This window comes from Stenotrophomonas sp. LC732 (assembly GCF_052446685.1).
Taxonomy (GTDB): domain Bacteria; phylum Pseudomonadota; class Gammaproteobacteria; order Xanthomonadales; family Xanthomonadaceae; genus Stenotrophomonas; species Stenotrophomonas muris.
In genome coordinates, this window is sequence record NZ_CP199214.1 from 28220 (window position 1) to 54667 (window position 26448).

Sequence of the window (26448 nt, forward strand, 5' to 3'; positions counted from 1 at the left end):
CAGTGCGAACGGTCCACTTAGGGGGACGGGGGGTGTCCGGAAACAGGCAATTCCAGCAATGGCCTCGGAAACAAGCCCGTAAGTGTTTGATTCTCATGGATTAGTTCGATTGCAGGATGGGGGAATATTGAGCAATTTCAGCACCCCTAGAATGCAATGTAGTTGATTTCTAAGGGAAAAATTTGCCGTCACCGTTGCCGGGAAAAAAGCAATCTGATTGCCCTAGGGTTGCCTTATTATTACTGTTGATATAGTTACTTAAATTATTGAAATATATGGATTATTCATCGATCCTTGGGCTTGATTGCAGAAATTGCCTCTTCCCGGTGGCCGAGTAATTTTTTGCAATTAAAGGCCGATTGCAGCGATCAACACCACTGCCGCCGCATTCGCTCACGCCTGCAGCCCGCGCCCTTGTCGCAGCGTTTGCGACGCCCAGCCGTATCCTGCCGGCCATGCCGCTGCCCCCCGACTTCTACTGGACGACGCGCTCTGCCAGCCTCCCAGACGATGCCCCCACGGTCATCGCTTGCAGCGGCGTGTGGGTGGTCGTACTGATAAAACGGGTGAACGATGGGATCTGGATTGCCAGTCTCGACCGGCACCGGCATGGTCCGGGCGGGCCGTCCCGCCGGTGTAGCAGTTACGAGCAGGGCCGCGCCGGCGCTGAGATGTGGGTGACCAGGCACGAGACCCGCCTGCGCGAGGATGTGGCGAAGATCGAGGCCTATCGAGAGGCGGTGCGGGCGAACAGGTTGAAGAAGCTGCACATCGAGCCGCCCTTCGGCTGGGAGGGGTAGACGCCTGCCGGCATACGCTCAGGCTACGGGCTGCAGGAGCTGCTCGGTGTTGTTGCGTGGGGTGTTCACAGCCCGGCTCACGCGGTAAGCCTGCATAGCGGGCGGCTCGGAAGCCAGCAGCATTGCCATCGCTTCCTCCGGCTCAGCCGTGAGCCACGCGTCGAGCTGGCCAGGGTCGATCCAGACAGGCATCCGGTCGTGGATATCGGCCGACACCCCGCTGCTGTCGCCGGTGATGATGGTGAAGGTGCCCAGGTTGCCGTCAGGCAGCAGCGGGCTGGTGTCCTCCCACAGACCTGCAGCCCAAAGTGGACCGTCGGCGTGGATGAACCAAGGATCTTTCTTGCCGTCCACGTCGCTGATCGACCACTCGTAGTAGCCCGCCATTGGCACCAGGCACCTGCGCTTCTTGAACGCTGCCCGGAAGCTGTTCTTGGTGGCCACCGTCTCGATGCGGGCGTTGATGGTGGAGCCCTGCAGGCTCTTGGCCTTGGCCCAGAACGGCAACAGGCCCCACGCGAGCCGTGACAGCTGCCTGCCCGTTCCTCAATCGAGGATGACCGACGCCCGTTGCGTGGGCGCCAGGTTGTAGCTCGACGGGATCTCGGCCAACGCCGGCGCGAGGTCGACCAGCGATCGCAGGCCGAAGTCGACGACGGGGAGTTGGACGAATCGACCGCACATCTCCAGACCGTATCGCCACACGCCATGACACGGCGTGAAGCCGGCAGCGCCTACCGGCTACTAAGTGCAGGCGTGGAGTACCTACGCAGTTGCTCCTCAGACGAAGCGAAGATCATCGTAGAGCGCTCGGTCTGCAGGCGATTAATCGCGTCAACCGCATCGCACTCTAGGAAGTGAAGGCCTGGGTAAAATCGGTCCGAATCACATATGGCGATAGCGCGAAGCGGAGACAGTGGCATAACCATATCAAGCGATGCGGCCACATCCGGTTGCATGTTGACTATCGGCTGGTCGGAAATTATGAAAGGTGCCTCAGGGGTTGTAGCCAGCAGGGAAATGCGCGAAGAGTCAAGTGACCGATACAGGCTCTGCCCAAACGCCGCACCGTAAACGAAACTCAGGAACCACCACGCTCCGGCCAAGGCCTTGTTGGTCGGCTCTTGTATCGCCTCCGATCTGACCTTGGCAACGCTGTCCCGCATGTGCTTGGTCCGCATGGTCGCCTGGCCCACGTACATGCAAAGCGGCAACAGCCGCGTGGTATCAGATAGCAAAGACGTGTCGTCCTGCAACAGCGCATCCATCGCCTTCCTGGCTTCTAGCTCATGTGCGGTGTGCAGCGTCTCCATGAAGTTGCACTCCAAGGCATCTCTCACCTGCCTAAATTCATCGGCTAGCTCTGGTATTACCGAAGTCTCCAGACCGCGCTGGATGGAAAGCCACTTCTGGAGCATCGAGTGGAGAAACTCCCTTGACGCGCCAGAGGGAATGGCGTCGATGGACACCCTTAGGATCTCGACTTGGAACGGAGTGAGGATGGAGGCGCGGTAGAAGTCGATCTCCCGAGCAAGACCTCTGACGCTGTCAAAACCGATCTTGCCAGTCGGTGTCGTGTAGTGGACGTCCCTCCCGTTTTGGGCCCAGCGTGAAAGGTGCCATGACCACACGAAGTGGTGCTTCCTCTGGACTTCGACGCTCTTGGAACTCACGGACTGCCGCCGGTAAAAAAAGGTAGTGAGGCCAGCAGACTGAGTGGTTTCACGCAAGGTCGCTGGGAAAATATATCGATCTATCTCGCTGATCTTACAGCTAAATCCAACTATCTTGTAAACAGTAGGTCATCCGTTCGATTCGGATAAGCGGCACCACATGGGAAGCGCCGAAACGCCTTGAAAATAGGGGTTTCAATAGAAAAGGCCAGCGCGGGGCGCTGGCCTTTTTACGTCTACCGGGAAAATTACCGGGGCTCGATCCGCGAGGCGGCGACCGTGTGGACTGCAATGGAACTGTCACCCCTGCAGACGCGGCTGACCGCGCTTAACGAATGGCTGGGCGATGAGGTGATCCGCTTCAACCCCTTCGACCTGGGCGCCGCAGCTTAAGGGCTGCTGGTCCACGTCAATGAGCATCTGCCTGGGAGGTGTGTTTTTTCTGTCCAGAGGGGGGGGGTTGCAGTGTACCGTGTATCGGTATACGATACGCCTGTCGCTACGAGTAAAGGAGGCGCCGGTGATAAAAACGTATGGAAGTAAGGATACCGAACGAATAGCCAGCGGTAAGAAGGTCAAACCTCTGGCAGGTATCGAGAGGCAGATTCAGATCAAACTGGTGTACCTGAATGCTGCGGTGACGTTACAAGATTTGAAGTCACCGCCCGGCAACCGATTGGAAGCGCTGAAAGGCGACCGAGCTGGGCAGCACAGCATCCGCATCAACAACCAGTACCGCATCTGTTTCAAATGGAAGGATGGTGACGCCTACGATGTAGAAGTCACCGATTACCACTAAGGAGAGGGAGCGCCGGCTAACACCGGCGCGGGCCTCCCAAGTAAGACCCTCAGTCCATCACGTAGAGTCTCATTTAAGAATCGAATTTCAGCTTCACACAATTGGAACATTCCGTAAGCATTCACACTCAAATAGGAGGCGCCGCGCACGCAACGTGCGGCGAAACTATCAAGTCCATGACACGCGCCAACGCGAAAACCGCCACCGCGCTCCCCGCAATTCACCCGGGAGAGATCCTGTCCGTCGAGTTTCTAGCCCCGCTGGGTATGTCCGCCCGCGCTCTGGCCCATGAAATTAACGTTACCCCGGCCCGCGTTTCCGACATTATCGCAGGGCGTCGCGGCGTAACTGCCGATACCGCTTTGCGCCTTGGGCGCTACTTTGGCACCTCGGCCGAGGTGTGGCTTAACCTGCAGGCCAACTACGACCTGGTGACGACCAGTGCTGAGTTGGCCGATGTGATCGACGAAATCACCCCTCGGGCGGCATAAGCCCAAACCTCGGTAGAAGGAAGGTTACCCTTCCTTGCCTTCTGTAGCGACCAAAGCCCCTGCCTCACGGCGGGGGCTTTTTGTTGCGCGGCTGTTGCCCGCACTTCACTGTGCACCAGCCGCCTCCGGGCGGCTTTCGTTTGCCTGGTCGGCCTCCGGCAATTCGGGCCTGAGAACCATGAGTTCGTCCTGTAGCGCTTCCAGCCTCGCCATGTGAAGGTCGTAGCTCCCTTCGGGTAGGTAGACCACCGCTTCGAGTGCACGTGCAGCATGGACCAGCGAGTAGGTGGCGAGCGAGAGGACGAGGAACAACACGTCGTATGCTACGGGCGCGCGAAGGATCATCCCGCGCTCGCCTTGGTGCCGGAGCGCCAACGCAGTCAGATCGCTGTGGGTGAAGCTGCATAGCATCGTGTATGGCCCAATCAGTTCCGGCAGCCCTGCTGCGATGAAGTGATCGGCCTGGGAAGGCTTACCCCTGCGGAACTCTTCATGCAAAGGCTGATAGCGCGTCAAGCACTCAGCCAAGCGCGCCTCCAGCATCGCCCGGTCGTGCGGCTCCAGCAGGTCGGTGGCTAGCATCCGGTCGTAGAGCTTCTTCTCGCCATGAGCCTGCTCGTAGCGCATTCGCCGCACGTGATCGCTCTTGGAAGCAAGCTGGTACACGTCAGCCAGCGCTTCCAACATAGAGCGGACATGAACGCCGGCATGAGTAGTCAATCCGGCCTGAGCCAGCAGGACCGTCGCCTCAAACTGCTCTGCGATAGACAGGAATAGGGCGCATTGCGGTCGTCCAGGGGCATCAAGTGGAGCGCGCATCTCCGCAACCATCGCCTGGGTGGCCGGGAACTGGGGCCTGTCGCGGCACTCGGTATGGGTGAACGGCGGGTGCCGGGCGGTGTTCCGCAATGTGTCCAAAGTGGCGTACAGCGCGCCGGCGGGTGATACCGCGCTGGGCTCCTGCAATATGCGCAAGGGCGCGCAGGGCACGCTGGTGACCCGGATGCCGGTGGGCAGCGATTACCAGGAACTGATCATCGATTATCCCGATGGCCGCTTCCTGTGCATGATGCGCAACAACGGCCAGGTGCAGAGCCTGACGCCGGTTCGTCGCCGCGGCGGTTGAGTTCATCGCGCCAGCGGCCTTATGGTGACCGCCCATACACCCGTCTGGTGGCACCTATATGTCCCATCTTCTGGCCAAAGCAGCTGAGAAGCAGGATCTCGCCCGAATCGACGCGCTGCTGGATGAGGGTGCCGATATCGAGTGGCAGCACAAAGGCACGGGGCGCACCCCGCTGCTATCGGCTGTGATCGCCGGGAAGGCTGACTCGGTGGAGCGGTTACTGGATCGTGGCGCCAACATCCAGCACGCCTGCACTGCACTGGGTTACACCGCGCTGGGTTGGGCTGCCAACGCAGGCGATACGGAAATCGGACGTGTGCTGATTGCTCGCGGTGCATTGCTGGATGCTGCTTCGCCGGAATCGAGGTACACGCCGCTGATGTTGGCGTCTTCGGGCGGCCATCTCGCGATGGTCGAACTGTTGCTGGATAGCGGAGCTACCGTCGCACCGTTGAACTTCGAGGAGACAAACGCACTGGCAATGGCTGATGCCCGCAAGCACGAAGACGTAGTGGCGCGTTTGAAGTTGGCGGGGGCGCAGTTGCCGCCGCCGTTGATAGAGGCGCCGGCGCTTGAGTGGCCCGAACCAGACGCCGAAGGTGAACCCGCCTCAGTGGTGCGTGGCTATTTGTTGGCCTATTACGAATGGGAAACGCGTGGCTACAAGGATTCCCGGTCCGGTGGCAACCTTCTGCGAAGCTCCGGCTTCCAGCAGGAGAAAGCGGATATTTTGACAGCCTGGTGCACCGACCGCCAACGTGTGTACTCGACTGGAATTTCAGTCGGCAGCCCCCGACGGTATGTGCCGGATGACCTACTGGTATCAGTTGCGAGGCTTGGGATCTCGAAGGCGGAAGTGCTGGTACGCGACGATCCTCAGAAGTCGAGTTCCTTGCGTTACGAGCACTTGTTCGTACTCAGACGCGTGAGTGGAAAGTGGCGTATCGACGTGTTGAAAAGGCGCCCGTTCCGAGTTGAAAAGTGGTCGTCGGCGATCCTCTAAGCGCGGCCCGCCAAACGGTCGGTCACCAATTTTCCGCCGCCGTAAAAGCCGTCGCAGGCCGACATGACCGCCGTCGGCCGGGAGTCTAAAGGGGCAATGCGGCAAACATTGCCCCCGTCCCGTTACTGCTGGTTTACCGGGTCATTGCCCTTCTTGTAGGTGTACCCGGTGACATCCCAGCCGCCGCCATGGCCGGACGAGGGTTCCACCCAGGTGAATTCCCACGTCTGCAGGGAGCCGTCGGGAAGCAGGTTTTCCACCCGGTAGATCTCACCGGGAATGCCCTGCTCCGGCAGCTTTCCCGGAATCGATTCATCCGCGCGTGCAGACGCGCGCCCTACGGAGAACGCACGCCGTTCCACCTGTACGTTGCCGTAGCCCTGCGGGGCGAACGACGGCTTTACCCGCTGCGCCACCCAGTCGAGCACCTGGCGTGCGCTGGCAGTCTGCATGGGATACGCGTCGGTGGTCACCGTATGCGTGATGCGTTGCGAGGAGGCATTGGCAGCTGCCGGAAACAGTCCGCCCAGGGCAATTGCCAGTACCGCAAATCCATTGAGTGCATGTTTCATGTGCGTCGTTCTCCAGGGTTGAGGAAATGAAGCCGCACCGTCCGGGTGCCGACGCAGGGTGGACACAAGGACCGCCGTGGGTAAGAGGCGATGCCGACTCGGGTGTGAAGTGGATCAAGGAAGGGCGGGTTCCTGACCGCTCAGCGCTGGAATCCCTGACGGGGGCGCCTTTGTGCTCGCGGCGATCCGGGTATTGCCCTGCTGCACCGCCGCGAGTGGTGTCACACAGCTCTGGCTAGACTGTGCTTCTTTTTTCCCACCGCAGGAGGCACCCATGGCCCATCCCATCTCCGTATCCCTGATTGGCGTTCCCACCGACGTCGGTGCGGGCCATCGCGGTGCACGGCTGGGGCCGGAGGCGCTGCGCGTGGCGGGCCTGCCGGAGGCGCTGGAAGCACGTGGTGTGGACGTCCGTGACGTGGGCAATCTGGATGGCCCGCGCAACCCGTGGACCGCGCCGGTGGAAGGCTACCGCCATCTGGATGAAGTGGTGGCGTGGAACCATGCACTGATGGAAGCCAGCTACGCCGAGCTGCAGGCCGGCCGCATGCCCATCATGCTCGGCGGCGACCACTGCCTGGGGATCGGTTCGATCACCGCCGTCGCGCGCTGGTGCCGCGAGCAGGGCAAGACCCTGCGCGTGCTGTGGCTGGATGCGCACTCGGATTTCAACACCAGCGATGTCACCCCGTCGGGCAACATCCACGGCATGCCGGTGGCCTGCCTGTGCGGCCTCGGCCCGGAGGCGCTGACCCACCTGGGCGGCAGCGCACCGGCGATCACCCCGGCGCAGATGCACCAGATCGGCATCCGCTCGGTGGACCCGGAGGAGAAGCGCCTGATCAAGACCCACAAGGTGGATGTGTACGACATGCGCTACATCGATGAGAACGGCATGAAGCGCGCGGTGGAGGCGGCGCTGGCCGGCATCGATGAGAACACCCACCTGCATGTCAGCTTCGATGTGGACTTCCTCGACCCGAGCATCGCGCCGGGCGTGGGCACCACGGTGCCGGGTGGGGTGAACTACCGCGAGGCGCAGCTGGTGATGGAGATGATCGCCGACACCGGGCGCATGGGATCGCTGGACATCGTCGAGCTCAACCCCTTGCTGGACAAGCAGAATGCCACCGCCGAACTGGCCGTGGACCTGGTCGAAAGCCTGTTCGGCAAGTCCACCCTGATGCGCGACTGAGGGCCTGGCCTGAACGGATCGCCGATCCGTTCACACCCGCTCCACGCCGCTGCCGCCAGATTGCACTTCACGCGGCGGCGGTGGCAGTGTGCCCTCCCGCCGAGCGACAGAACCCCATCCGCGAATGAAGCGGTGTAGCGGCGAACCCAAGGAGAAGCCCATGAAGCGCGTAGTTGCCCTGATGCTGTTGTCGATGTTCTCGGTGGCCCTGCTGGCCGGTTGCAATACCGTTGCCGGTGCCGGCAAGGACGTGCAGAAGGCCGGTGAAAAAGTTGAGGACGCCGCCAAGGGCAAGTGAGCCCGGCGCGGATTGGAAAGCGAAAAGGCCGGGAATCTTCCCGGCCTTTTTTGTGCGCGCTGTTTGCCGCGTGGCTGTCGAAGCGGAGTGAACCATTCAAGCAGGTGAGCATGTATTTCATTGCCGGTTGACCGGTACTCAACAGCCGCTGCGCGAAGCTGGAGCCACGGTAAGAACGCCGTTGCAACCAAGGACTCCCAGCAATGAACAAAGACATCATTTCCGGCAAGTGGTCGCAGCTGAAGGGCAAGGCCCAGGCCAAGTGGGGCGATCTGACCAACGACGATTTCGATGTGGCCGAAGGCAATGCCGAGTATCTGGCCGGCCGCCTGCAGGAACGTTATGGCTGGGCCAAGGACCGCGCGGAGAAGGAAGTGCGCGAGTTCCAGGACGCGGTGAGCAAGGACTATCCGGACTACAAGTAAGCGCTTCGGTTTCCCCCACAACACGACGCCCGCACCGTGAGGTTGCGGGCGTCGTGTTGTCTGCGCGGGACGATCAGCGCGCCGGCGGGTCCGGCACGTAGCGGTTGGGGAAAGCCTGCGGTTCGCGCGGCAGGCGCGAGGGCGAATCCACCAGGATGCCGCGCGCACGCAGGTTGCGGGCGCTGTCGTAGCGCAGCTGCAATACCTGTGCGGGGCTGCGGCTGGCGCGCTCGAAGTCGGTATCGCGCACCGAGGACTGCTCGCGCGCACCGTGGCCGGTACCCAGCGCTGGGGCCTGCGACTTGCTGGCGTAGCCTTCGATGCGGCTGGCATTGGCACTGGCACTGGCATCGGCCGCCGCTTCGGCCGCCGGGGCCGGCAGCGGCAGGCCACGGCGCAGGATCGGCTCAGGGCGCCAGCGACGTGCCTCTTCGAACACCGCCACGCCCACAACGCCGATGTTGTCCGGGCGGCCGGTGCGGCTGGCATAGCTGCCGCTGGGGCTGCTGAACACGAACTGCGCCACTTCGTCCTGGCTCTTGCGCCAGCCGGTGATGTCGGCGCGCTGGCCGGGGTTGAGCACGTAGCCGGTCTGCGAGGGATCGGCATCCTCGCCGGAGATGGCGTTGACGCCGTCCACCGACAGCACCACCAGCACCCGGCGCGGGCTGTCGTTGTACAGGCGCACGGCGTAGCGGTGGCCGCGCTCGCCGGCCACCCAGCGCTGGCCGTCGGCGGGGTAGCTGCGCAGTTCGGTGCCACGGTCGCGGTCGACCAGGGTCATGCGCACCGGGCCGCCTTCGTAGGCCGGTGGCGGAGGTGGCGCCGGGCGGAAGCCGGCCAGGGGCAGGATCAGCAGCAGGGGCAGCAGGCGTTTCATCGGGCGTCTCCAGCGGGGTTGGGTGAATGAACGCGCCGCAGGCCCTGACGGGGTTGGTGGCGTGCAAGGTAAACTGGCCCCGTTCATCGAAGGTTACCCCACGCAGTCATGACGACCCGAGTCCTTACCGGCATCACCCCCTCCGGCACGCCCCACCTGGGCAACTACGTTGGCGCCATCCGTCCGGCCATCGCCGCCAGCCGCGCGCCGGGGATCGAGAGCTTCTTCTTCCTGGCCGACCTGCACAGCCTGATCAAGTCGCAGGACCCGCAGCGCACCCAGCGCGCGACCCTGGAGATCGCGGCCAGCTGGCTGGCCTGCGGCCTGGACCCGGAGCATGTGTGGTTCTACCGCCAGAGCGACATCCGCGAGACCACCGAGCTGATGTGGTTCCTGACCGCCATCGCCAGCAAGGGCATCCTCAACCGGGCGCACGCCTACAAGGCGGCAGTGGACAAGAACCGCGAGGAAGGCGTGGACGAGGACGCAGGCGTCAGCGCCGGCCTGTTCATGTACCCGGTGCTGATGGCCGCCGACATCCTGATCTTCAAGGCCAACCAGGTGCCGGTGGGCCGTGACCAGATCCAGCACATCGAGATGGCGCGCGATTTCGCCCAGCGCTTCAACCACGTGTACGGCAAGGAGTACTTCCCGCTGCCGGACGTGGTGATCGATGAGCAGGTGGCGACGCTGGCCGGCCTGGATGGCCGCAAGATGAGCAAGAGCTACCACAACACCATTCCGCTGTTCGTGCCGCGCGAGGAGCTGAAGAAGCTGGTGTTCTCGATCCTGACCGACTCGCGCGCACCGGGTGAGCCGAAGGACACCGAAGGCTCGGCGCTGTTCCAGATGTACCAGGCGTTCGCCACGCCGGAACAGACCGCAGAGTTCGCCAAGGCGTTCGCTGCCGGCATCAGCTGGGGCGACGCCAAGCAGCAGTTGTTCGAGCGCATCGACAGCGAACTGTCGCCGCTGCGCGAGCGCTACAACGCGCTGATGGCCGAGCCGGAGAAGATCGAAGCGCTGCTCAAGCGCCGTGGGCAGCAGCTGCGCGAGCAGTTGGCGGCACCGCTGCTGGAAGAACTGCGCCACGCCGTGGGTCTGCGCGACCTGTCCACGGCGGGCGACATCGCCAGCGAAGATGCCGGCGTGGCCCGCGTGGCGCCGCCGCAGTTCAAGCAGTACCGCGAGAAGGACGGCCGGTTCTACTTCAAGCTGACCGCCGGCGACGGCACGCTGCTGATCCAGAGCGAAGGCTTCGATTCGCCGCGTGATGCCGGCCAGCTGATTGCCGTGATCAAGCAGGCCGAGCAGGGCGACCAGCTGCAGAGCGAGCTGTTCAAGCTGGACGCCGAGGTGGACGCCGTGCTGGCCGCGCTGGCCGTGCTGCGCGAAGCGGCCTGATCGCCGGGCCTGCCTGCCCTTTGTAGAGTCGAGCCATGCTCGACTTTGCTCCGCCTCTGTAGAGCCGAGCCCGTGCTCGGCTGGGTAGCAAAGCAGCCGAGCATGGGCTCGGCTCTACAGGGAAGCCCCCCTGCCGGCACGACCGTGGCACAGCACCCATGGCATGATGTCCGCGCGCCGCCGGCGCGATGACATGGAGTCTGCGATGGCCTGGTTGTCGCTGCTGCTGTTCCTGCCCTGGTTCCTGCTGCTGGGCAGCCTGTACTGGCTGTTCCCGCGCCAGCCGCGTAGCGCGCGGCGGCGCCTGTTCGATGGCACCACCCTGGTACTGGCGTTCGCGCTGAGCATTGTGTCGATGCTGTGGGGCTACCGCATCGGCGTGGTGCAACCCGGCGCCGGCCCGATCTGGCCGCAGGTGCTGGCGGTGCTGTACGCCTACGGCGCGTTCCTGGCGGTGCTGGTGCTGGCGTTGCTGCTGCGACCGCGCTGGCTGGACCGGTAGTGCCGGCCGCTGGCCGGCAACTGCATTCAACGGGCTGCGCCGAGGTTTGCCGGCCAGCGGCCGGCACTACCCGACCAAAGCCGCATCGAACCCGGGCCGCCTGCGCGCCTACCATGGGCGTCTGTTCCCGATCCTGCCAGGTGCGTGCCGATGACCGCCGACCCCAGCATCCACACCATCGATACCGGCTTCCAGCGCCCGGACTTCGACGCGGCTTACCTGATCGTTGAAAACGGCCGCGCCGCGTTTGTCGACTGCGGCACCGGCCTGTCGGTGCCGGCGATGCTGCAGGCGCTGGCGGATGCCGGCCTGGGCGTGGAAGCGGTGGACTGGTTGCTGCTCACGCACGTGCACCTGGACCACGCCGGCGGTGCCGGCCTGCTGATGCAGCAGCTGCCCAACGCAAAGGCGGTGCTGCACCCGCGCGGTGCGCCGCACATGATCGACCCGACCCGGCTGATCGCCGGTGCCACGGCGGTGTATGGCGCCGACGAGATCGCGCGCAGCTATGGCCGCATCGAGGCGATTCCGGAGTCGCGCGTGGTGGTGGCCGAAGACGGCCACCGCATCGATCTGGCCGGCCGCGAGCTGGTGCTGCTGCACACGCCGGGTCACGCGCTGCACCACTATTGCGTATGGGATGCGCGCAGCCGCAGCTGGTTCACCGGCGATACCTTCGGTATCTCCTACCGCGAGCTGGACAGCGTGCAGGGCGCTTTCATCTTCCCGACCTCCTCGCCGGTGCAGTTCGACCCGGAGGCGATGAAGGCCTCGATCCAGCGCATGCTGGGCTACGGCCCGCAGGCGATGTACCTGACCCACTACGGTCGTGTGGAACAGGTGGAGAAACTGGCCGGCGACCTGTTCGAGCAGATCGATGCGATGGCCGCCATCGGCCGCCAGTGCGACGGTCGACCGGACCGCCATCGTTGCCTGTTGGCCGCGTTGCAGGCGCTGTATCTGGAACGTGCACAGCTGCATGGCTGTGCGCTGGACGATGCGGCAGTGACCACCGTGCTGGCGATGGATATCGAGCTCAATGCACAGGGCCTGGCCTGCTGGCTGGATCGCATCAGCAGGTAGATCCACGCCCTGCGTGGATGACGCAGGCCCAAGCCGCGCCGTGATGTCACGACCACGTTACACTCTGGTGACTTCCAAGCTAGCCGTGGTACTGCCGTGAATCCGATGCGCGTGTTGCTGCTGTCGTCCTGCCTGTTCGTCGGTGGCCTTGCCCATGCGGCCAACGACCTGCCGGGTGGCGGCATCGATCCGCAGGCGCTGTCGCGCCATGTGCGCGTTCTGGCGTCGGATGAATTCGAGGGCCGCGCGCCGGCCACCGAGGGTGAAGAGCGCACGGTGCAGTACCTGATCGAGCAGTTCCGCAGCTACGGCCTGCAGCCCGGCGGCGTGGATGGCAGCTGGGTGCAGCCGGTCCCGTTGGTGCGCGCGCAGCTGGACGGCCCGGCCAAGGCCAGCCTGTCGCTGAAGCAGGGCAAGCGTGCGCTGGCCAATGGCGTGGACGTGACCCTGCAGAGCCTGCAGCCGCGCAAGCGCGTGCAGATCAGGAATGCGCCGCTGGTGTTCGTCGGCTATGGCATCGATGCGCCGGAACGCCAGTGGAACGACTACAAGGACGTGGACCTGCACGGCAAGATCGCCGTGGTACTGATCAACGATGCCGATTTCGAAGCCGATGCACCGGGCGCATTCGACGGCAAGGCGGTGACCTACTACGGCCGCTGGACCTACAAGTTCGAGGAAGCCGCACGCCGTGGTGCCGAAGGCGTGCTGATCGTGCACGAGACCGCGCCGGCCGCCTACGGCTGGGCCACGGTGAAGAGCTCGGGCACATCGCCGCTGTTCGACATCGAGCGCGGCCAGGACGAGGCGATGGCGCAGCACACGCCGCTGCGTGGCTGGATGCAGCGCGAGCTGGCCGAGGCGATTTTCGCCGACGCCGGCCTCGACTTCGATGCCGAGAAGCGCAAGGCGATGCGCGCCGACTTCCGTCCTGTGGCACTGGACAACGCCAAGCTGAGCGTGGACTTCGCGCTGAAGCGCGAGCAGGTGGTGACCCGCAACGTGGTGGCCAAGCTGCCCGGTGGCGAGCATGGCGACGAGGCGGTGATCTTCTCTGCGCACTGGGATGCGTTCGGCATCGGCCAGCCCGACGCCAAGGGGGACCGCATCCGCCGCGGTGCGATCGACAACGCCACCGGCGTGGCCACGGTGCTGGAACTGGGCCGGGTGTTCGCCGCCGGCCCGCAGCCGCAGCGCACGCTGTACTTCGTGGCGCTGACCGCCGAAGAGAAGGGCCTGCTGGGCGCCAGCTACTACGCCGCGCACCCGCTGGCGCCGCTGGACAAGACCGCCGCGGTGCTGAACATCGAAATGTTCAGCCCGGATGGCCCGACCCGCGACATCGCGTCGTGGGGCAAGGGCCGGGTCTCGCTGGAAGGCGACCTGGAACGCGTGGCCAAGGCCCGTGGCCGCAGCTACAGCCCGGACCCGAACCTGGAAGCGGGCTTCTTCTACCGCGCTGACCACTTCGCCTTCGCCCGCCTGGGCGTGCCGGCAATCACCATCGGCCCGGGCCTGGACAAGCTGGACGGTGGGGTTGAAGCCGGCCGCGCGCTGCGCGAGAAGTACTTCGCCGATTGCTACCACCAGGCCTGCGATGCCTGGACGCCGCGCTGGGACCCGAGCGGCCACGCTGCCGATACCCTGCTGGTGTACGATCTGGGCGCGGAGCTGGCCAACAGCCGCCGCTGGCCGACGTGGGAAAAGGAATCGGAGTTCCGCGGCGCGCGCGACAAGAGCGAAGCGGCCCGCCGCTGAGGTAGCGCCGGCCGCTGGCCGGCAACTCCCTGCTCTTTCCGGAGGTTCATGAGGTTGCCGGCCAGCGGCCGGCACTACCGAAAGAAGGTGGCGTTGCCGGCCAGCGGCCGGCACTACCAAAGGAATGTTGAGTTGCCGGCCAGCGGCCGGCACGACCGAAAGAATGTGGAGGTGTCGGCCAGCGGCCGGCACGACCGGGTGTTCGTCAGCGCCGGCGCAGCAGCTTCCAGGCGCCCCAGCCGCTGGCGGCGAGCGCTGCCAGATAGCACGCCACCATCGTGCGCAGGCCGACCAGCGATCCGCCGTTGACGCCGCGATGCAGGCGCAGTTGCAGCGAGCTGTGGCCGCTGCCCAGGTCCACTGCCAGCTGCAGCGCCAGTGCGGCGCAGAACAGCAGCAGGGCGATCCCGAAGCCGATGCGTGGCCATGCGGCCTGTGCGCTGGGGCGGCGCAGCAGCCAGGCCAGTGCCGTGGCTGCGGCCAGCGTCACCGCGATCCACATCAGTGGAGGAGCGGGAGACGCAGCGGCCACCGGCATTGCACCGGTGGCCGCGATCAGGGCAACGCGCTTACTTGCGGGTGCCGTCGAGCCAGTTCGGGCCCTTGTTGGTGAGGAAGAACACATAGACCACCAACGATACCGCGATCGTGGCAGTCACGTAGAGGGCGAACCAATCGACGTGGCCGGTCTTCAGCGCGCCCTGGTACAGCAGCGGGGCGGTGCCGCCGAACAGCGAGTTGGCCAGCGCATAGCCCAGGCCCACGCCCAGTGCACGCACGTGGGTGGGGAACAGTTCGGCCTTCACCACCGCGTTGATGGAGGTGTAGCCGGTGAGGATGACGAACGCCAGCGCCAGGGTCAGGAAGGCAAGGGTGGCGTCATGCTGGTGCGGCAGCTGGGTGATCAGGTACCAGCTGTACAGCACGCCGCCGACGCCGAAGAACACCAGCAGGGTCTTGCGGCCGATGATGTCCGACAGCCAGCCACCGACCGGCTGCAGCATCATCAGGAAGGCCAGCACGCCCAGGTTGATCAGGGTGCCGGTCATCGGATCGTTGCCGGCGAAGGCGCTCTGGATCATCTTCGGGCCGTTCACCGAGTAGGTGTAGAAGGCCACGGTGCCGCCGGCGGTGATCAGGAAGCACAGCAGCAGCGGTCGCCACTGGTGCACGAACAGCTCGTACATCGAGCCGGACTTCTGCGCCTTGCCCTCGCGCGCGGCCTCGATGGACGACTCCGACAGCGACTCGTCCATGCCACGGCGCAGCCAGAACACCACCACCGCGGCGATGCCGCCGATGCCGAAGGCGATGCGCCAGCCCCACTCGGAGATTTCCGGCTTGCCCCAGAAGGTCAGCATCAGCAGCAGGGTCAGCTGGGCCAGCACGTGGCCGCCAACCAGGGTGACGTAGTGGAAGGACGACAGGAAGCCGCGGCGGCCGGGAATGGCGGCTTCGGACATGTAGGTGGCGCTGGCGCCGTACTCGCCACCGGTGGCGAAGCCCTGCAGCAGCCGTGCGAACAGCAGGATGACCGCGGCCCAGATGCCGATGCTGGCGGCGGTGGGGGTGATGGCGATCAGGAACGAGCACAGTGCCATCAGCGTGACCGAGACGGTCAGCGCCAGGCGGCGGCCATGGCGGTCGGCGAAGCGGCCGAAGAACCAGGCGCCGATCGGGCGCATCAGGAAGGTCGCGGCGAAGATCGCCCACACGTACATCGTGGAGTTCTTGTCGTCGGGCGAGAAGAACTGCGATTCGAAGTACACGGCGAACACCGAGTACACGTAGACGTCGTACCACTCCACCAGGTTGCCGGCGGAGCCTTTGAGGGTGTTGGAGATCGACCGCCGCAGGGCGGCGCGGTCGTTCGCGGGGACAGCAGGTTGGGGCGTGGTGCTCATCTGGGTGGGAATCCTCGATGCGGCGCGTCCGTGCGCAGGGAAAACGGCGCCCGGCCTTGGGGCGGCGCGGCCGGGCAGCCCTCTTGGTACTGCATCGACCGTCAACACGGGGTAGCAGACCAGAGCAGGGTGCATGGATGGATGACAGCGTGCCACCGTATGGGGTCCCGGACCATACTCAAAACGTCCTAGAATCCGCCTTCCCCCGGCTCCCTGGTGTGTCATGTCGGCTCCCCCCTCTTCGTCTGCGGCTGCCCCCCGGGGTGGCCTTGTCGCGCTGGCACTGCTGCTGGTCTACGTGGTCTGGGGCTCGACCTACCTGGGCATCGCCAAGGCCCTGCACGGCGGCGCACTGCCGCTGACGATGGTCTCCGGCAGCCGCTTCATCATTGCCGGCGGCCTGATGTTCCTGGCCTTGCGTCTGTTCTGGAAGCTGCCGAACCCGACCCTGCGGCAGTGGCGCAACCTGGTGGTGATGGGCGTGACCATGCTGGTGCTGGGCAACGGCATGGTGGTGCTGGCCGAGCGTGAGGTGTCCTCGGGCCTGGCCGCCACCGCGGTGGCCTCGGTGCCGCTGTGGATGGCGCTCTTCTCGGCGCTGCGCGGGCAGCATGCCAGCCGCGGTGAGTGGCTGGGCATCGCCATCGGCTTCCTCGGTGTGGTCTGGCTCAATGCCGGCAGCAGCCTGACCGCCTCGCCGACCGGGCTGGTGCTGCTGCTGATCGCGCCGATCGGCTGGGCCTTCGGTTCGGTGTGGGCACGCGGGCTGGACCTGCCGGGCCCGTTCATGACCGCGGCCGGGCAGATGATCTGCGGTGGCGTGCTGCTGGTGCTGATCGGCCTGGCGGTCGGCGAGCGCCCGAGCACGCTGCCCGATACCGGTGGCCTGCTGGCGATGGCGTACCTGTGCGTGTTCGGCTCCATCGTCGCGTTCACTGCCTACGTGTGGCTGCTGCAGAACGTGCGTCCGGCGCTGGCCGGCAGCTATGCGTACGTCAACCCGGTGATCGCGGTGCTGCTCGGCGCGCTGCTCAACGGTGAACGCTTCGGCTGGCGCGACCTGCTGGCGATGGCGGTGATTCTCCTGGGTGTGGTGGTACTGACGATGGCAAGGACGCGAAAGAGATGAGCATGGACGAGAAAGAACAACGCCGGGGCCTGCTGGTCACCGCGTCCACCTTCGTGATCTGGGGCCTGGTGCCGGTGTACTGGCACCTGCTCAACGAGGTGCCTTCGTTCCAGATCATCGCCCACCGCATCATCTGGAGCACCGTGCTGGTGCTGGGCTGGCTGCTGATCAGCTCGCGCCTGGGCTGGTGGCAGAAGATCGCCGCGCAGCCGCGCGCGCTGCCGATCCTGCTGGTGTCGAGCCTGACCATCGCCTTCAACTGGGGCCTGTACATCTGGGCGGTCAACGCCGGTCATGTCATCGAGACCAGCCTGGGCTACTTCATCAACCCGCTGGTGAACGTGCTGCTGGGCGTGCTGGTGCTGAAGGAACGCCTGCGCCGCCTGCAATGGGTGGCGGTGGCGATGGCGGCGGTGGGCGTGGCCTGGCTGACCATCGACGCCGGCACACCGCCGTGGATCGCGCTCGGCCTGGCTTGTTCGTTCGGCCTGTATGGGCTGTTGCGCAAGCTGGTCTCGGTCGACCCGGTGGCCGGCCTGGGCGTGGAAAGCATGTACCTGTTCCTGCCGGCGCTGGCCTTCGCGATCTGGGCGGAAAACGGCCATGGCGGTGCGTTCTTCCATGGCTGGGGCTGGCGCAACGACCTGCTGCTGATCTTCGGTGGCGCAGTCACCGCCGTACCGCTGATCGGCTTTGCCTACGGCGTGAAGCGCATTCCGCTGTCGCTGGTCGGCATCCTGCAGTACATCGCACCGAGCCTGCAGCTGCTGCTGGGCGTGTTCTTCTTCCACGAAGCGTTCGATACCGCCAAGGCGATCGGTTTTGCCGCGATCTGGGCCGGCCTGATCCTGTTCGTCGGCGACAACATCCGCACGATGCGCGCCAAGCGCTAGCGCCGGCGGGGCTGCGGGGTCGGATCCCTCCGCAACGCGGAGGGCTCTGACCCTGTTCTATCCGTCGCGTGGGGTCAGAGCCCTTCGCAGGGCGAAGGGATCCGACCCGCTTCCACCAAAAAAAGAACGGCGCCCCGAGGGGCGCCGTTCTGCTTCCGTCCACGGCCAGGAGAGAGGGATGGCCGTGGCGGGAAGGCGGTTGCAGGCTTAGAAGCGCTGCTGGTACTTCATGTACATGAAGCGGCCGATGTCGAAGCCACCGTAGTAGGTGAAGCTGCTGTTCGGCTGGCTGTACATGATCGGACCCTGGTGGTTGAACACGTTGTTCACGCCCAGCGACACGGTGCCATCCCACGGCAGGCTGTAACGCACCTGCAGGTCGTGGAAGGTGTTGGAGCCCACCTTGTTGGTCGGCGACGCGCTGGTGTACGACGAGTTGAAGCCCGGCATGTTGCACTCATCCATGTACGAGCACTTCTCCTTCATGCTGGAGTAGTAGCGCGCGGTCCAGCCGATGCCGAGGTCGCCGTACTGCCAATCCAGGTTGAAGGTGGAGCGCACGCGGAAGTCGCCGGCCCAACCGGTACGCTGTTCCACCGGGGTGGTGGCGGCGCTGTCGTTGCGCTGCTCCAGGTAGTCGGTGTAGGTGGTGTTCCAGTTGACGGCGAACTTGCCGAACGCGGTTTCCGGCAGGCGGTAGCGCACGTTGATGTCATAGCCGGCGGTTTCGCGGTAGCCCGCGTTGACCAGCGAGCGGTCCAGCGAGTTGACCTGGCCGTTGCTGCCACGGGTGAAGCGGCCGCAGGCGGCATCCGAACCCTGCACGTAGCACTGTTCCAGGATGTTGGTCGCCGACTCACCGACGATGGCGTTGTCGATGCGGATCTTCCACCAGTCCAGGCTGACGTCCAGGCCCTGCACGAAGTCCGGGCTGTAGACCAGGCCGACGGTCCAGGTCTTGGCGGTTTCCGGCTTCAGGCCCGGGTTGGAACCCGAGCTGAAATCGGTGGTGGCCTGCTGGCCGGGCTTGGTGGCCACGCTGCCATCGCTGTTGAGCTGGCGGAAGTTGGCCGGCACCTTCAGCGCCTGGCAGCGGGCAGCGACGGTCGGGCTGGTGGCGGCGGTACCGAAGGAGGTATCGCACGGATCGGTGAACGAGTCGCGGCTGCTGACGGTGCCGCCGTACAGGTCATCCACGGTCGGCGCACGGAAGCCGGTGCCGTAGGTGGCGCGCACCAGCAGGCTGTCGATCGGCTTCCACTTCAGGCCGAACTTGCTGTTGGTGGTCGAACCGAAGTTGTTGTAGTCCGAGTAGCGGCCGGCCATGTCCAGCGACAGTTCGCGGGCGAACGGCAGGTCGGCCAGCAGCGGCACCTGCAGCTCCAGGTAGACCTCGTTGAGCGAGTAGTTGCCGCGGGTCGGCTGGCCGCTGGTGCCGGCGATCTCGCCCTTCTGCACCATCGTGTCCGGAGTGTAGCTGGCTTCTTCGCTGCGGTGCTCGAAGCCCATCGCGGCCAGGATGTCGCCGGCCGGCAGGGTGAACAGCGAGCCGGAGATGTTGCCGCTGGCGACCTTGGTGGTGCTCTGCATCTTGTCGACGAAGCGGGTGAACAGGTAGTCCTGCACGTCCTGGTTGCTCAGCGAGCCGGGTCCGGTGTAACCCATCGGGGCGGCCGGGTTCCACGGCACGCAGCCGGCGATCACCGCGCCCGGCGCACCGCAGCGGGCCACGTTGCCGTCCATGAAGGACGGGCCGACGGCCAGGTTGACGTGCGGCTGGTACATGCTGCCGGTACCGATGCGCTCGCCTTCGTTGCGGTTGTACATGTAGTTGACGTTCCAGTCCCAGTACCGCGAACCGGTTTCGAAGCTGCCTTCCAGACCAATGCTGGCGCGCTTGGTTTCCAGGTTGTTCTCGGTGCCGCGCGGCAGTTCCTCGGTACGGTGCGCGAACAGCGCATCCTGGCCCCACAGGTTGAACGCGCTGTCCTTGGACAGGGCGGCACGGCTGCCATTGCGGACCTGTGCGGCGCTGACCGAGTACGGGTAACCGGCCAGGTGCTTGGTCGACTCGCGCTTGCTGTACAACGCGTCGGCGACGATGCGCAGGTTGTCGGTGATCGAGAAGCCACCGTTGGCGAACACCGAGGTGCGTTCCAGGCCTGTCAGCAGGCTCATGTTCGACTTGGTGTTGGCACCATCAGCCGGGTCCGGCGCATGGAAGTTGCCGGCCTTGCCCGGGTCGCCGCCCGGGCCCACCGTCAGGTTCTTGCCACCGACGGTGACGTAGCCCCACGGGGTGTTGCCATTGAGGCCATCGTTGGGGTGGCGCGGGCCGTTGGTGTAACGGCTGAACGCGCGGTCCTTGCCCAGCACCTCATCTTCCTTGGTGCGCTCGGCGCCCACGCTGAACCAGCCGCGCTCGAAGGTCTTGCCGAAGGTCGCGCTGTAGGCGCGCTTCTGGCCGTCACCCTGGCCGTACTGGCCGACATAGACGCTGGCTTCGCCACCCTCGAAATTCTTGCGGGTGATGATGTTGACCACGCCGGCGATGGCATCGGAGCCGTACAGCGCGGAGGCGCCGTCGGTCAGCACTTCCACGCGCTCGACGATGGACGACGGGATCGAGGCCAGGTCGGAGTAACCGCCGGCGCTGACGCCCATGCGGCGGCCGTCGATCAGCACCAGGCTGCGTTCCGGGCCCAGGTTGCGCAGGCTGACGTACATGCCGCCGAAGTCGCGCGAGGAGGTCAGCGACGAGGCGCGGCTCATGCTCGGCGCACCGGCGGCAGGAATGTCCTGCAGGATGTCAGCGACGTTGACGTAGCCCTTCTTCTCGATCTCGGCGCGGTTGAGCGCGACCACCGGCTGTGCGGTTTCGACACTGGCCTGGCGGATGCGCGAGCCGGTGATTTCGATGCGGTCGAGGTTGGTCGGGGTATCGCCGGCGCTCTGTGCGAAGGCGGGGGTGGTGCAGCTGGCGGCCAGCGCGATGACGATCGCGTTGCGCAGCGGATTGGTTTTCAGGGACATCCGTGAAATCTCGTGTTTCAGTAAAAACAAGCGCCCGTTCTATGGGCGCGTGGGGTGCTGCAAACCAACGTGGGGGGCGCGATTCTAGAATGTTTCCATTCGTAACTGTTTGTCTCGGCGCCGCTGGACGTGCGCGAAAATGAATCGCAACCAACAATCCACAGATGCGCTGTGCGCAGCGTCACGCGCGCTGCGTTTGCGATGGGCAGAGGCATCGATAGCGGCACGAAGCTGGCACGCTTGAGTGGTTGCGACAACGCGTCGCAATACGCGCTTGTATGCAGGCGCGCAGCCGTTGTGATGCACCTGCCCGCATGAAATGCTCTTCGCCTTGTCATCGAAGGCAGGAGACGAAGGAATGATCCAGCTTGAAGAAGCACGCCGTCGCGTGGAGGCTGCACTTGCCAGCGACGATGAGCCGGTTGCCATCACGCATGAGCACGAAGTGGTCGAAGGCTGGCTGTTCTGCTTCCAGTCGCTGCGCTACCTGCAATCCGGCGAAATCTCGGATGCATTGGCCGGCAATGGGCCGATCTTCGTCGACCGGCACACAGGCGAGCAGCACGCGCTGGGCACGGCGTATCCGCCCGAGGAGGTCCTTCGCCAGCATCTGGCCGCGCGCGGCCCCGCCGTCTGATGCTGCGGCGGCGGATCTCTGAGTTCGGCAACGTGAAAGGGACGGAGCCTTCGCTCCGTCCCCTTGCGTGATGCGCAGTCCACCGCTGCGCGATGCTCAGGTTTCGCGCAGCGCCGTGGTGATCGGCAAACGTGCCGCGCGCAGTGCCGGGAACAGGCCGCCGACCAGGCCGATGCCCAGTGCCCATTTCAGGCCGGTCCACAGCAGTTCCGGCGACACATGGAACTTGAACACCACTGCGCTGAAGTTGCTGCCGATGGTGGACACGCTGTAGCCGTTGAACAGCAGCCACGCCACCGCACAGCCGAGCAGGCCACCGAGCAGCGCCAGCAGCATCGTCTCCAGCATCACTGCCGTCACCACCGGCAGGCCGCGGAAGCCAATCGCACGCATGGTGGCGATTTCGCGGGCGCGCGTGGCGACGGCCGCATACATGGTGTTGAGCGCGCCAAACACCGCACCGACCGCCATGATCGTGCCGATCACCTTGCCAAGGATGTCGATCAACTTGGTCAGCCCACCGCCCTGCTTGCTGTAGTACACGCGGGTGGTTTCCACGTCCAGTTTCAGGCGCGGGTCGGCGGCGACGGCGGCCTTGAACTGATCGAAGCCTGCCTTGCCCTCGGTGCGCACGCTGATCGACTGCCAGGCGCTGCGCTGGTAGGTGGTGGCCAGCGTATCGGCGTCGGTCCACAGTTCCGAATCATGCGCATCGCCGGTGGCGAACACACCCACTACGGTCCAGGTCTGGTTGCCCAGGGTCAGTGTCCTGCCCACCTCCATGTCGCGGAACTGGCCCTTGGCGCCCTGGCCGACCACGATCTCGCGCAGGCCAGTGGCGAACTTGCGCCCCTCGACGATCCTGACCTTGTCATGCACCGCCCATGCCTGCGGGCCCACGCCGCGGAACTGCGCGTTGACGTCGGTGCCATCGGACTTCGACACCAGGTTGACCACCTGCGACAGCTCCGGCGACAGCAGCGGCCGGCCCTGCGCATCGCGGCTGATGCCGGGCAGGGTGGACAGCATCGGTACCTGCTCGCGGGTGATCACCGAGTTGGTCTCGGCCTGCGAGCCACCGCGCAGCACGATGGCAGTGGTGTCATCGCCGGTGTTGTTGAGCGTGGCCTGGAAGCCTTCGCCCATCGCCAGCATTGCCACCAGCACGCCGACCACGCCGGCGATGCCGACCACGATCACCGAGGACGCGCCCCAGCGCTGCGGCAGGCTGGCCACGCCGATACGGGTGGCGGCCAGCGCCAGTCGCCCCCCGCGGGTCAGCAGAAGCCACAGGGCCACCAGCACGGTCACGGCCAGCACGCCGGTCCACGGCAGGCTGATCCACAGCACCAGGCCGACCGCCAGCAGCAGCACCGTCACGCCGTTGCCCAGCCACTTCTTGAGTTTGCTCTTGAACATGTCTGTGTTCTCCTCAGCGACCGGCCAGTGCGTCGACGATCTTCAGGCGCTTGGCACGCAGCGCCGGCAACAGGCCGACGATGATGCCGATCACCACGATCAGGCCCAGCCCCATCAGCCAGGTTGGCGTCGGCACGTGCGGCGGCAGCATGCCCATGCTCTTCGGGCCGATGGCCGGCAGGATCAGCGCGGCCAGGCCCATGCCGATCAGGCCGCCCAGACCGATCAGCAGCACCGATTCCACCATCACCAGGGTCAGCACGGTGCTGTCCTTGAAGCCCAGCGTTTTCAGCGTGGCCAGCTCCGGCACGCGCTCGCGCACGGCCTGCGCCATGGTGTTGCCGGTCAACAGCAGCAGGGTGAAGAACACCGCGCCCATGATCGAGGTGACGATCATGCCGATATCCGCGAACTGCTTGACGAAGGCCTGCTGGAACGCCGATTCGGTCTGGGTCTTGGTCTCGTGGTCGGAGTTGGCCGAGATCGCGTCGATCGCCTGCGCCACCCGCGAAGAGTGATCCGGGTTGTCCAGCGTTACCGTGTACCAGCTCACCTGGTTCTTGATGTAGTCGTTGGATTCATCGAAGTACTTCCAGTTCATCATCAACTGGCGTTCTTCGTTGGCGGCCAGCGCACGGTCCTTGGAACGGTAGATGCCCTTGAGCACCAGCGGCCAGTCGTTGCTGCCGCCACGCGGGAAGATCGTGGCCTGCAGCGGGATGGTGTCGCCGATCTTCCAGCCGAACTGCTTGGCCAGGGTTTCGCCGACGATGGCGCCGGTACGGGTCTGCTTCCAGTCTTCCAGCTGTGCCGGGTCGATCTGCAGCTCGCGGTAGACATCGAAGTAGTTGGGGGACACCGAGAAGTTCGGGAAGAAGTTCTTCGGGTCCTGGTAGATGCCGCCGAACCACATGCCATAGGCCACGTCGCGCACGCCGGCCACCTGCCGCACCTGGGCCTCCAGGCGGATCGGCAGCGACTGGGTGATCGACAGCCGCGATGCGACCACCAGGCGGTTGGCGCCTTCCACGCTGCCGCCGGAGGTGAATGCCACGCGCACCGAATCGAGCATGCCGAACAGCAGGAACGCGGCCACCACGGAGAGCAGGGTCAGCAACGTGCGGGTGCGGCTGCGGAACAGCTGCGCCCACACCAACGAGAAGTATTTCATCGCCGTGGCCTCCGTCAGTGGGCGAGCGGCGCGTCGGCCAGCTCGCCCTTGTCCAGGTGCACCGTGTGCGTGGCGTACTCGGCGGCCTTCGGGTCATGGGTGACCATGATGATGGTCTTGCCATGCTCGCGGTTGAGCTGCTGCAGCAGGCCGAGGATCTCCTCGGCGGACTGGCGGTCGAGGTCGCCGGTCGGTTCGTCGCAGATCAGGAAGGTCGGGTCGGAGACGATCGCCCGGGCGATTGCCACGCGCTGCTGCTGGCCGCCGGACAGTTCATTCGGGCGGTGGCTGCGGCGGTCGGCCAGGCCGACCAGGGTCAGCGCGATCTCGGCGTTGCGGCGGCGCTGCGCCGCATTGAGGTGGGTCAGCAGCAGCGGCAGTTCCACGTTCTTCTGCGCGGTCAGCATCGGCATCAGGTTGTAGAACTGGAACACGAAGCCGACGTGGTGGCTGCGCCAGGTCGACAGCTGGCCGCCGCTCATCTGGTCGATGCGCTCGCCCTCGATGCTGATCTCGCCGCCGCTGGGGTTGTCCAGGCCGCCGATCAGGTTGAGCAGGGTGGTCTTGCCCGAGCCGGACGGGCCCATCAGCGCGACGAAGTCGCCGCTGGCGATGTCCAGGTCGATGCCGTGCAGCACCTGCACTTTCTCGGGGCCACGCTGGTAGGTCTTGGTGATGTTGCGCAGTGAAACCAGGGTCGACATGGGTGGTTCTCCACGGAAGGCGGGAAACGGGGAAGCGCCACGGCAGGGGCCGCAGGCGTGCGTCGAGCGGTGCTGCCGGCGGCGCCCGTGGGCGCCAGGCCGCTACTGCGCTTGTTTCTGTTGCACCTTGGCGCCATCGCGCAGGGTGTCCGGCGGGTTCAGCACCACCGATTCACCTGCGCTCACGCCCTTGAGGATCTGGCGGTCCTTGCCCATCGCCTGGCCGGCCTCGACCGTGCGCTGCTGCACGCGGCTTTCGTCACCCAGCACGAAGGCAACCGAGGCGCCCTCGCGCTGGACCACGGCGCCCGCCGGCACGCGCACGCCCTGCGGTTTGGCGGCCGCCTGCGGCTGCGCCTGTTCCAGGAAGCTGACGCGCACGCCCATCTCCGGCACGATGCGCGGGTCCTTCACCTTCAGCGCCACGCGCACCTTCACCGTGGCCTTGCCGCGGTCGGCGGTGGGGATGATGGCGATCACCTCGCCCGGAATCTTCCACTCCGGATAGGCGTTGAGCGTGGCTTCGACCGGCATCTTCGGCTGCACGCGGCCGATGAAGGCCTCGCCGACCTCGACTTCGATCTCCAGCGAGTCCATGTCGACGATGGTGCCGATGCCGGTACGGGTGAACCCACCGCCCGCCGACAGCGGCGAGACGATTTCGCCGGGCTGCGCGGCCTTGGCAGTGACCACGCCGGAGAACGGCGCGCGCACGATGTTGTTGTCCACGCCCAGATCGGCGATGGCCAGCTGGTCGTTGGCCACCTTGACGTTGCGCTGTGCGGTGTCCAGCTGTGCACGCAGGCTGTCACGCTGGGCCACCGCCTGGTCGTACTGCGAGCGCGACACCAGCTGCTGGCCGACCAGTGCCTGCAGGCGGCTGGCTTCAGCGGCCGCCTGCCTCTGCTGCGCTTCCAGCCCGGCCACCTGGCTGCGTGCGGCCTGCAGCTGCGAGGCATACAGGCTGCGCTGCGCGTCGGCATCGATCGGGTCCAGGGTGGCCATGATCTGGCCCTGTTCCACGCGCATGCCTTCCTCGATCATCACCTCGCGCACCTTGCCGGTGATCTTGGCCGATACCGTGGCCATGCGCCGGGCGACCACGTAGCCACTGGCATCGAGCACCGAACTGCTGGGGCTGCCCTGCTGGATGGCCACGGCGGGGGCGGTTTCCACGTCCACTGCCGGCGTACGCCCGAACAGGGCGAAGCCGACAGAGGCCAGCAACAACACGACCACGATGATCGCGATCCACAGCCAGCGGCGGCCACCGCCACTGCCGCCGGAGGCGGGCGGCGGCGATTTGCGGTCGATACGGAGTTCCTTCAACAGCTCGGCAGAAGCGTTCATTCGTTCCATCACAGGCGTTTGGGCGGGTGTGGCCGGAAGGGCGGACGGCGGCGGTTCCGGCGGTGGAGCGTGCGGCACAGCATGCAGGCAGGCACAGCGATGACGGCAGTGACAGCTGTCACCCGATGACACTGACGGCGGCAACTGCGAAACGTGACCACGGCGGCACAGGATGGCAACGTCCCCGCTACCGGTACCG

At 65.4% G+C, this 26448-nt stretch carries 28 protein-coding genes; 15 read left to right on the top strand and 13 right to left on the bottom strand.

What is annotated here, in order from left to right:
• Positions 1-455: 455 nt before the first annotated feature.
• Positions 456-800 carry a hypothetical protein gene (locus ACT6SE_RS00200; RefSeq protein WP_049405365.1) on the top strand — a complete coding sequence of 115 codons (345 nt, stop codon included), beginning with the start codon at positions 456-458 and terminating at the stop codon, positions 798-800.
• Between the two features lie 18 nt (positions 801-818).
• Here the strand turns inward: ACT6SE_RS00200 and ACT6SE_RS00205 are convergent, their stop codons facing one another.
• The 3 genes from ACT6SE_RS00205 to ACT6SE_RS00215 are packed head-to-tail and all read right to left on the bottom strand — an operon-like array spanning position 819 to position 2473.
• Positions 819-1331 (bottom strand): SOS response-associated peptidase, encoded by a 513-nt coding sequence (locus ACT6SE_RS00205; protein ID WP_444811168.1) that lies wholly within the window; start codon positions 1329-1331, stop codon positions 819-821.
• Between the two features lie 15 nt (positions 1332-1346).
• Positions 1347-1484, bottom strand: a complete 138-nt coding sequence (locus tag ACT6SE_RS00210) for a hypothetical protein (protein WP_444811077.1) — start codon at positions 1482-1484, stop codon at positions 1347-1349.
• 50 nt (positions 1485-1534) lie between these two features.
• Positions 1535-2473, bottom strand: a complete 939-nt coding sequence (locus ACT6SE_RS00215; RefSeq protein ID WP_049405368.1) for a DUF4238 domain-containing protein — start codon at positions 2471-2473, stop codon at positions 1535-1537.
• A 412-nt stretch (positions 2474-2885) separates the two neighbouring features.
• Between ACT6SE_RS00215 and ACT6SE_RS00220 the strand changes: the two genes are divergently transcribed.
• Both ACT6SE_RS00220 and ACT6SE_RS00225 read left to right on the top strand, forming a co-directional pair.
• Complete coding sequence (locus ACT6SE_RS00220; protein WP_153643517.1) at positions 2886-3272, top strand: type II toxin-antitoxin system RelE/ParE family toxin; 387 nt, start codon at positions 2886-2888, stop codon at positions 3270-3272.
• 176 nt (positions 3273-3448) lie between these two features.
• The gene (locus ACT6SE_RS00225) at positions 3449-3763 is read left to right on the top strand and encodes a HigA family addiction module antitoxin (RefSeq protein WP_046428102.1); all 315 of its coding nucleotides are present in this window, start codon (positions 3449-3451) and stop codon (positions 3761-3763) included.
• A gap of 105 nt (positions 3764-3868) precedes the next feature.
• Here the strand turns inward: ACT6SE_RS00225 and ACT6SE_RS00230 are convergent, their stop codons facing one another.
• A complete protein-coding gene (locus tag ACT6SE_RS00230) occupies positions 3869-4582 on the bottom strand; it encodes a DUF5677 domain-containing protein (protein ID WP_141098611.1) in 714 nt (237 codons plus the stop codon).
• On the opposite strand from ACT6SE_RS00230, the gene ACT6SE_RS00235 reads away from it, so the two are divergent.
• Both ACT6SE_RS00235 and ACT6SE_RS00240 read left to right on the top strand, forming a co-directional pair.
• On the top strand, positions 4527-4889 hold the full coding sequence (locus ACT6SE_RS00235; RefSeq protein ID WP_080342703.1) for a DUF3011 domain-containing protein: 363 nt from the start codon (positions 4527-4529) through the stop codon (positions 4887-4889). The two genes, ACT6SE_RS00230 and ACT6SE_RS00235, sit on opposite strands and share 56 nt — an antisense overlap.
• 58 nt (positions 4890-4947) lie before the next feature.
• Positions 4948-5892 (top strand): ankyrin repeat domain-containing protein, encoded by a 945-nt coding sequence (locus tag ACT6SE_RS00240; protein ID WP_046428107.1) that lies wholly within the window; start codon positions 4948-4950, stop codon positions 5890-5892.
• A 122-nt stretch (positions 5893-6014) separates the two neighbouring features.
• Here the strand turns inward: ACT6SE_RS00240 and ACT6SE_RS00245 are convergent, their stop codons facing one another.
• Positions 6015-6464: a hypothetical protein gene (locus tag ACT6SE_RS00245; RefSeq protein ID WP_046428110.1), complete on the bottom strand. Its 450-nt coding sequence runs from the start codon at positions 6462-6464 to the stop codon at positions 6015-6017.
• Positions 6465-6738: 274 nt separating this feature from the next.
• Between ACT6SE_RS00245 and rocF the strand changes: the two genes are divergently transcribed.
• From rocF to ACT6SE_RS00260, 3 genes are all read left to right on the top strand, one after another.
• Positions 6739-7659, top strand: a complete 921-nt coding sequence (gene rocF / locus ACT6SE_RS00250) for an arginase (RefSeq protein WP_032956249.1) — start codon at positions 6739-6741, stop codon at positions 7657-7659.
• 160 nt (positions 7660-7819) lie between these two features.
• A complete protein-coding gene (locus tag ACT6SE_RS00255; RefSeq protein ID WP_014035659.1) occupies positions 7820-7957 on the top strand; it encodes an entericidin A/B family lipoprotein in 138 nt (45 codons plus the stop codon).
• Between the two features lie 203 nt (positions 7958-8160).
• Positions 8161-8382: a CsbD family protein gene (locus tag ACT6SE_RS00260; protein ID WP_004153772.1), complete on the top strand. Its 222-nt coding sequence runs from the start codon at positions 8161-8163 to the stop codon at positions 8380-8382.
• 73 nt (positions 8383-8455) lie between these two features.
• On the opposite strand, the gene ACT6SE_RS00265 is transcribed toward ACT6SE_RS00260, so the two are convergent.
• Positions 8456-9262 (bottom strand): hypothetical protein, encoded by an 807-nt coding sequence (locus ACT6SE_RS00265; protein WP_046428114.1) that lies wholly within the window; start codon positions 9260-9262, stop codon positions 8456-8458.
• A gap of 108 nt (positions 9263-9370) precedes the next feature.
• On the opposite strand from ACT6SE_RS00265, the gene ACT6SE_RS00270 reads away from it, so the two are divergent.
• From ACT6SE_RS00270 to ACT6SE_RS00285, 4 genes are all read left to right on the top strand, one after another.
• Positions 9371-10666, top strand: a complete 1296-nt coding sequence (locus tag ACT6SE_RS00270; RefSeq protein ID WP_032956245.1) for a tryptophan--tRNA ligase — start codon at positions 9371-9373, stop codon at positions 10664-10666.
• A 205-nt stretch (positions 10667-10871) separates the two neighbouring features.
• Positions 10872-11168: a hypothetical protein gene (locus ACT6SE_RS00275; RefSeq protein WP_014645632.1), complete on the top strand. Its 297-nt coding sequence runs from the start codon at positions 10872-10874 to the stop codon at positions 11166-11168.
• Between the two features lie 150 nt (positions 11169-11318).
• Complete coding sequence (locus tag ACT6SE_RS00280; RefSeq protein ID WP_046428116.1) at positions 11319-12251, top strand: MBL fold metallo-hydrolase; 933 nt, start codon at positions 11319-11321, stop codon at positions 12249-12251.
• Positions 12252-12356: 105 nt separating this feature from the next.
• Positions 12357-14009 (top strand): M28 family metallopeptidase, encoded by a 1653-nt coding sequence (locus tag ACT6SE_RS00285; RefSeq protein WP_014645634.1) that lies wholly within the window; start codon positions 12357-12359, stop codon positions 14007-14009.
• A gap of 205 nt (positions 14010-14214) precedes the next feature.
• On the opposite strand, the gene ACT6SE_RS00290 is transcribed toward ACT6SE_RS00285, so the two are convergent.
• Complete coding sequence (locus ACT6SE_RS00290) at positions 14215-14511, bottom strand: hypothetical protein (RefSeq protein ID WP_014645635.1); 297 nt, start codon at positions 14509-14511, stop codon at positions 14215-14217.
• Between the two features lie 67 nt (positions 14512-14578).
• Positions 14579-15913 (bottom strand): MFS transporter, encoded by a 1335-nt coding sequence (locus ACT6SE_RS00295; RefSeq protein ID WP_444811078.1) that lies wholly within the window; start codon positions 15911-15913, stop codon positions 14579-14581.
• Positions 15914-16136: 223 nt separating this feature from the next.
• Here ACT6SE_RS00295 and yedA point away from each other — a divergent pair, with 223 nt between their 5' ends.
• Together yedA and rarD are read left to right on the top strand one after the other, a co-directional pair.
• Entirely contained in the window at positions 16137-17042 is a 906-nt protein-coding gene (gene yedA, locus ACT6SE_RS00300; protein ID WP_046428119.1) for a drug/metabolite exporter YedA, read from the top strand.
• Entirely contained in the window at positions 17039-17935 is an 897-nt protein-coding gene (gene rarD / locus ACT6SE_RS00305; RefSeq protein WP_014645638.1) for an EamA family transporter RarD, read from the top strand. The genes yedA and rarD overlap by 4 nt, the downstream gene beginning before the upstream one ends.
• A gap of 207 nt (positions 17936-18142) precedes the next feature.
• Here rarD and ACT6SE_RS00310 read toward each other — a convergent pair whose 3' ends face one another.
• On the bottom strand, positions 18143-20968 hold the full coding sequence (locus ACT6SE_RS00310) for a TonB-dependent receptor (RefSeq protein WP_046428125.1): 2826 nt from the start codon (positions 20966-20968) through the stop codon (positions 18143-18145).
• Positions 20969-21326: 358 nt separating this feature from the next.
• Here ACT6SE_RS00310 and ACT6SE_RS00315 point away from each other — a divergent pair, with 358 nt between their 5' ends.
• On the top strand, positions 21327-21605 hold the full coding sequence (locus tag ACT6SE_RS00315; RefSeq protein ID WP_019661820.1) for a YrhB domain-containing protein: 279 nt from the start codon (positions 21327-21329) through the stop codon (positions 21603-21605).
• Between the two features lie 96 nt (positions 21606-21701).
• Here the strand turns inward: ACT6SE_RS00315 and ACT6SE_RS00320 are convergent, their stop codons facing one another.
• The 4 genes from ACT6SE_RS00320 to ACT6SE_RS00335 all read right to left on the bottom strand — a co-directional run bounded on the left by ACT6SE_RS00320 (position 21702) and on the right by ACT6SE_RS00335 (position 26249).
• Positions 21702-23024 carry an ABC transporter permease gene (locus ACT6SE_RS00320; RefSeq protein ID WP_032956233.1) on the bottom strand — a complete coding sequence of 441 codons (1323 nt, stop codon included), beginning with the start codon at positions 23022-23024 and terminating at the stop codon, positions 21702-21704.
• Between the two features lie 13 nt (positions 23025-23037).
• Positions 23038-24195, bottom strand: a complete 1158-nt coding sequence (locus tag ACT6SE_RS00325) for an ABC transporter permease (RefSeq protein ID WP_014035671.1) — start codon at positions 24193-24195, stop codon at positions 23038-23040.
• A 14-nt stretch (positions 24196-24209) separates the two neighbouring features.
• Entirely contained in the window at positions 24210-24899 is a 690-nt protein-coding gene (locus tag ACT6SE_RS00330) for an ABC transporter ATP-binding protein (protein ID WP_004137569.1), read from the bottom strand.
• Between the two features lie 102 nt (positions 24900-25001).
• Complete coding sequence (locus tag ACT6SE_RS00335; protein ID WP_046428137.1) at positions 25002-26249, bottom strand: efflux RND transporter periplasmic adaptor subunit; 1248 nt, start codon at positions 26247-26249, stop codon at positions 25002-25004.
• Between the last annotated feature and the right edge of the window lie 199 nt (positions 26250-26448).

Excerpts from the sequence above, each read along its gene's own strand:
- ACT6SE_RS00240 (WP_046428107.1), top strand. The coding sequence starts at position 4,948 with ATGTCCCATCTTCTGGCCAAAGCAGCTGAGAAGCAGGATCTCGCCCGA.
- ACT6SE_RS00265 (WP_046428114.1), bottom strand. The coding sequence starts at position 9,262 with ATGAAACGCCTGCTGCCCCTGCTGCTGATCCTGCCCCTGGCCGGCTTC.
- ACT6SE_RS00210 (WP_444811077.1), bottom strand. The coding sequence starts at position 1,484 with ATGTGCGGTCGATTCGTCCAACTCCCCGTCGTCGACTTCGGCCTGCGA.
- ACT6SE_RS00310 (WP_046428125.1), bottom strand. The coding sequence starts at position 20,968 with ATGTCCCTGAAAACCAATCCGCTGCGCAACGCGATCGTCATCGCGCTG.
- rocF (WP_032956249.1), top strand. The coding sequence starts at position 6,739 with ATGGCCCATCCCATCTCCGTATCCCTGATTGGCGTTCCCACCGACGTC.
- ACT6SE_RS00315 (WP_019661820.1), top strand. The coding sequence starts at position 21,327 with ATGATCCAGCTTGAAGAAGCACGCCGTCGCGTGGAGGCTGCACTTGCC.
- yedA (WP_046428119.1), top strand. The coding sequence starts at position 16,137 with ATGTCGGCTCCCCCCTCTTCGTCTGCGGCTGCCCCCCGGGGTGGCCTT.
- ACT6SE_RS00285 (WP_014645634.1), top strand. The coding sequence starts at position 12,357 with ATGCGCGTGTTGCTGCTGTCGTCCTGCCTGTTCGTCGGTGGCCTTGCC.
- ACT6SE_RS00220 (WP_153643517.1), top strand. The coding sequence starts at position 2,886 with ATGAGCATCTGCCTGGGAGGTGTGTTTTTTCTGTCCAGAGGGGGGGGG.
- ACT6SE_RS00260 (WP_004153772.1), top strand. The coding sequence starts at position 8,161 with ATGAACAAAGACATCATTTCCGGCAAGTGGTCGCAGCTGAAGGGCAAG.
- ACT6SE_RS00290 (WP_014645635.1), bottom strand. The coding sequence starts at position 14,511 with ATGTGGATCGCGGTGACGCTGGCCGCAGCCACGGCACTGGCCTGGCTG.
- ACT6SE_RS00230 (WP_141098611.1), bottom strand. The coding sequence starts at position 4,582 with ATGCGCGCTCCACTTGATGCCCCTGGACGACCGCAATGCGCCCTATTC.
- rarD (WP_014645638.1), top strand. The coding sequence starts at position 17,039 with ATGAGCATGGACGAGAAAGAACAACGCCGGGGCCTGCTGGTCACCGCG.
- ACT6SE_RS00270 (WP_032956245.1), top strand. The coding sequence starts at position 9,371 with ATGACGACCCGAGTCCTTACCGGCATCACCCCCTCCGGCACGCCCCAC.
- ACT6SE_RS00280 (WP_046428116.1), top strand. The coding sequence starts at position 11,319 with ATGACCGCCGACCCCAGCATCCACACCATCGATACCGGCTTCCAGCGC.
- ACT6SE_RS00295 (WP_444811078.1), bottom strand. The coding sequence starts at position 15,913 with ATGAGCACCACGCCCCAACCTGCTGTCCCCGCGAACGACCGCGCCGCC.
- ACT6SE_RS00330 (WP_004137569.1), bottom strand. The coding sequence starts at position 24,899 with ATGTCGACCCTGGTTTCACTGCGCAACATCACCAAGACCTACCAGCGT.
- ACT6SE_RS00275 (WP_014645632.1), top strand. The coding sequence starts at position 10,872 with ATGGCCTGGTTGTCGCTGCTGCTGTTCCTGCCCTGGTTCCTGCTGCTG.
- ACT6SE_RS00255 (WP_014035659.1), top strand. The coding sequence starts at position 7,820 with ATGAAGCGCGTAGTTGCCCTGATGCTGTTGTCGATGTTCTCGGTGGCC.
- ACT6SE_RS00325 (WP_014035671.1), bottom strand. The coding sequence starts at position 24,195 with ATGAAATACTTCTCGTTGGTGTGGGCGCAGCTGTTCCGCAGCCGCACC.
- ACT6SE_RS00200 (WP_049405365.1), top strand. The coding sequence starts at position 456 with ATGCCGCTGCCCCCCGACTTCTACTGGACGACGCGCTCTGCCAGCCTC.
- ACT6SE_RS00335 (WP_046428137.1), bottom strand. The coding sequence starts at position 26,249 with ATGAACGCTTCTGCCGAGCTGTTGAAGGAACTCCGTATCGACCGCAAA.
- ACT6SE_RS00225 (WP_046428102.1), top strand. The coding sequence starts at position 3,449 with ATGACACGCGCCAACGCGAAAACCGCCACCGCGCTCCCCGCAATTCAC.
- ACT6SE_RS00245 (WP_046428110.1), bottom strand. The coding sequence starts at position 6,464 with ATGAAACATGCACTCAATGGATTTGCGGTACTGGCAATTGCCCTGGGC.
- ACT6SE_RS00320 (WP_032956233.1), bottom strand. The coding sequence starts at position 23,024 with ATGTTCAAGAGCAAACTCAAGAAGTGGCTGGGCAACGGCGTGACGGTG.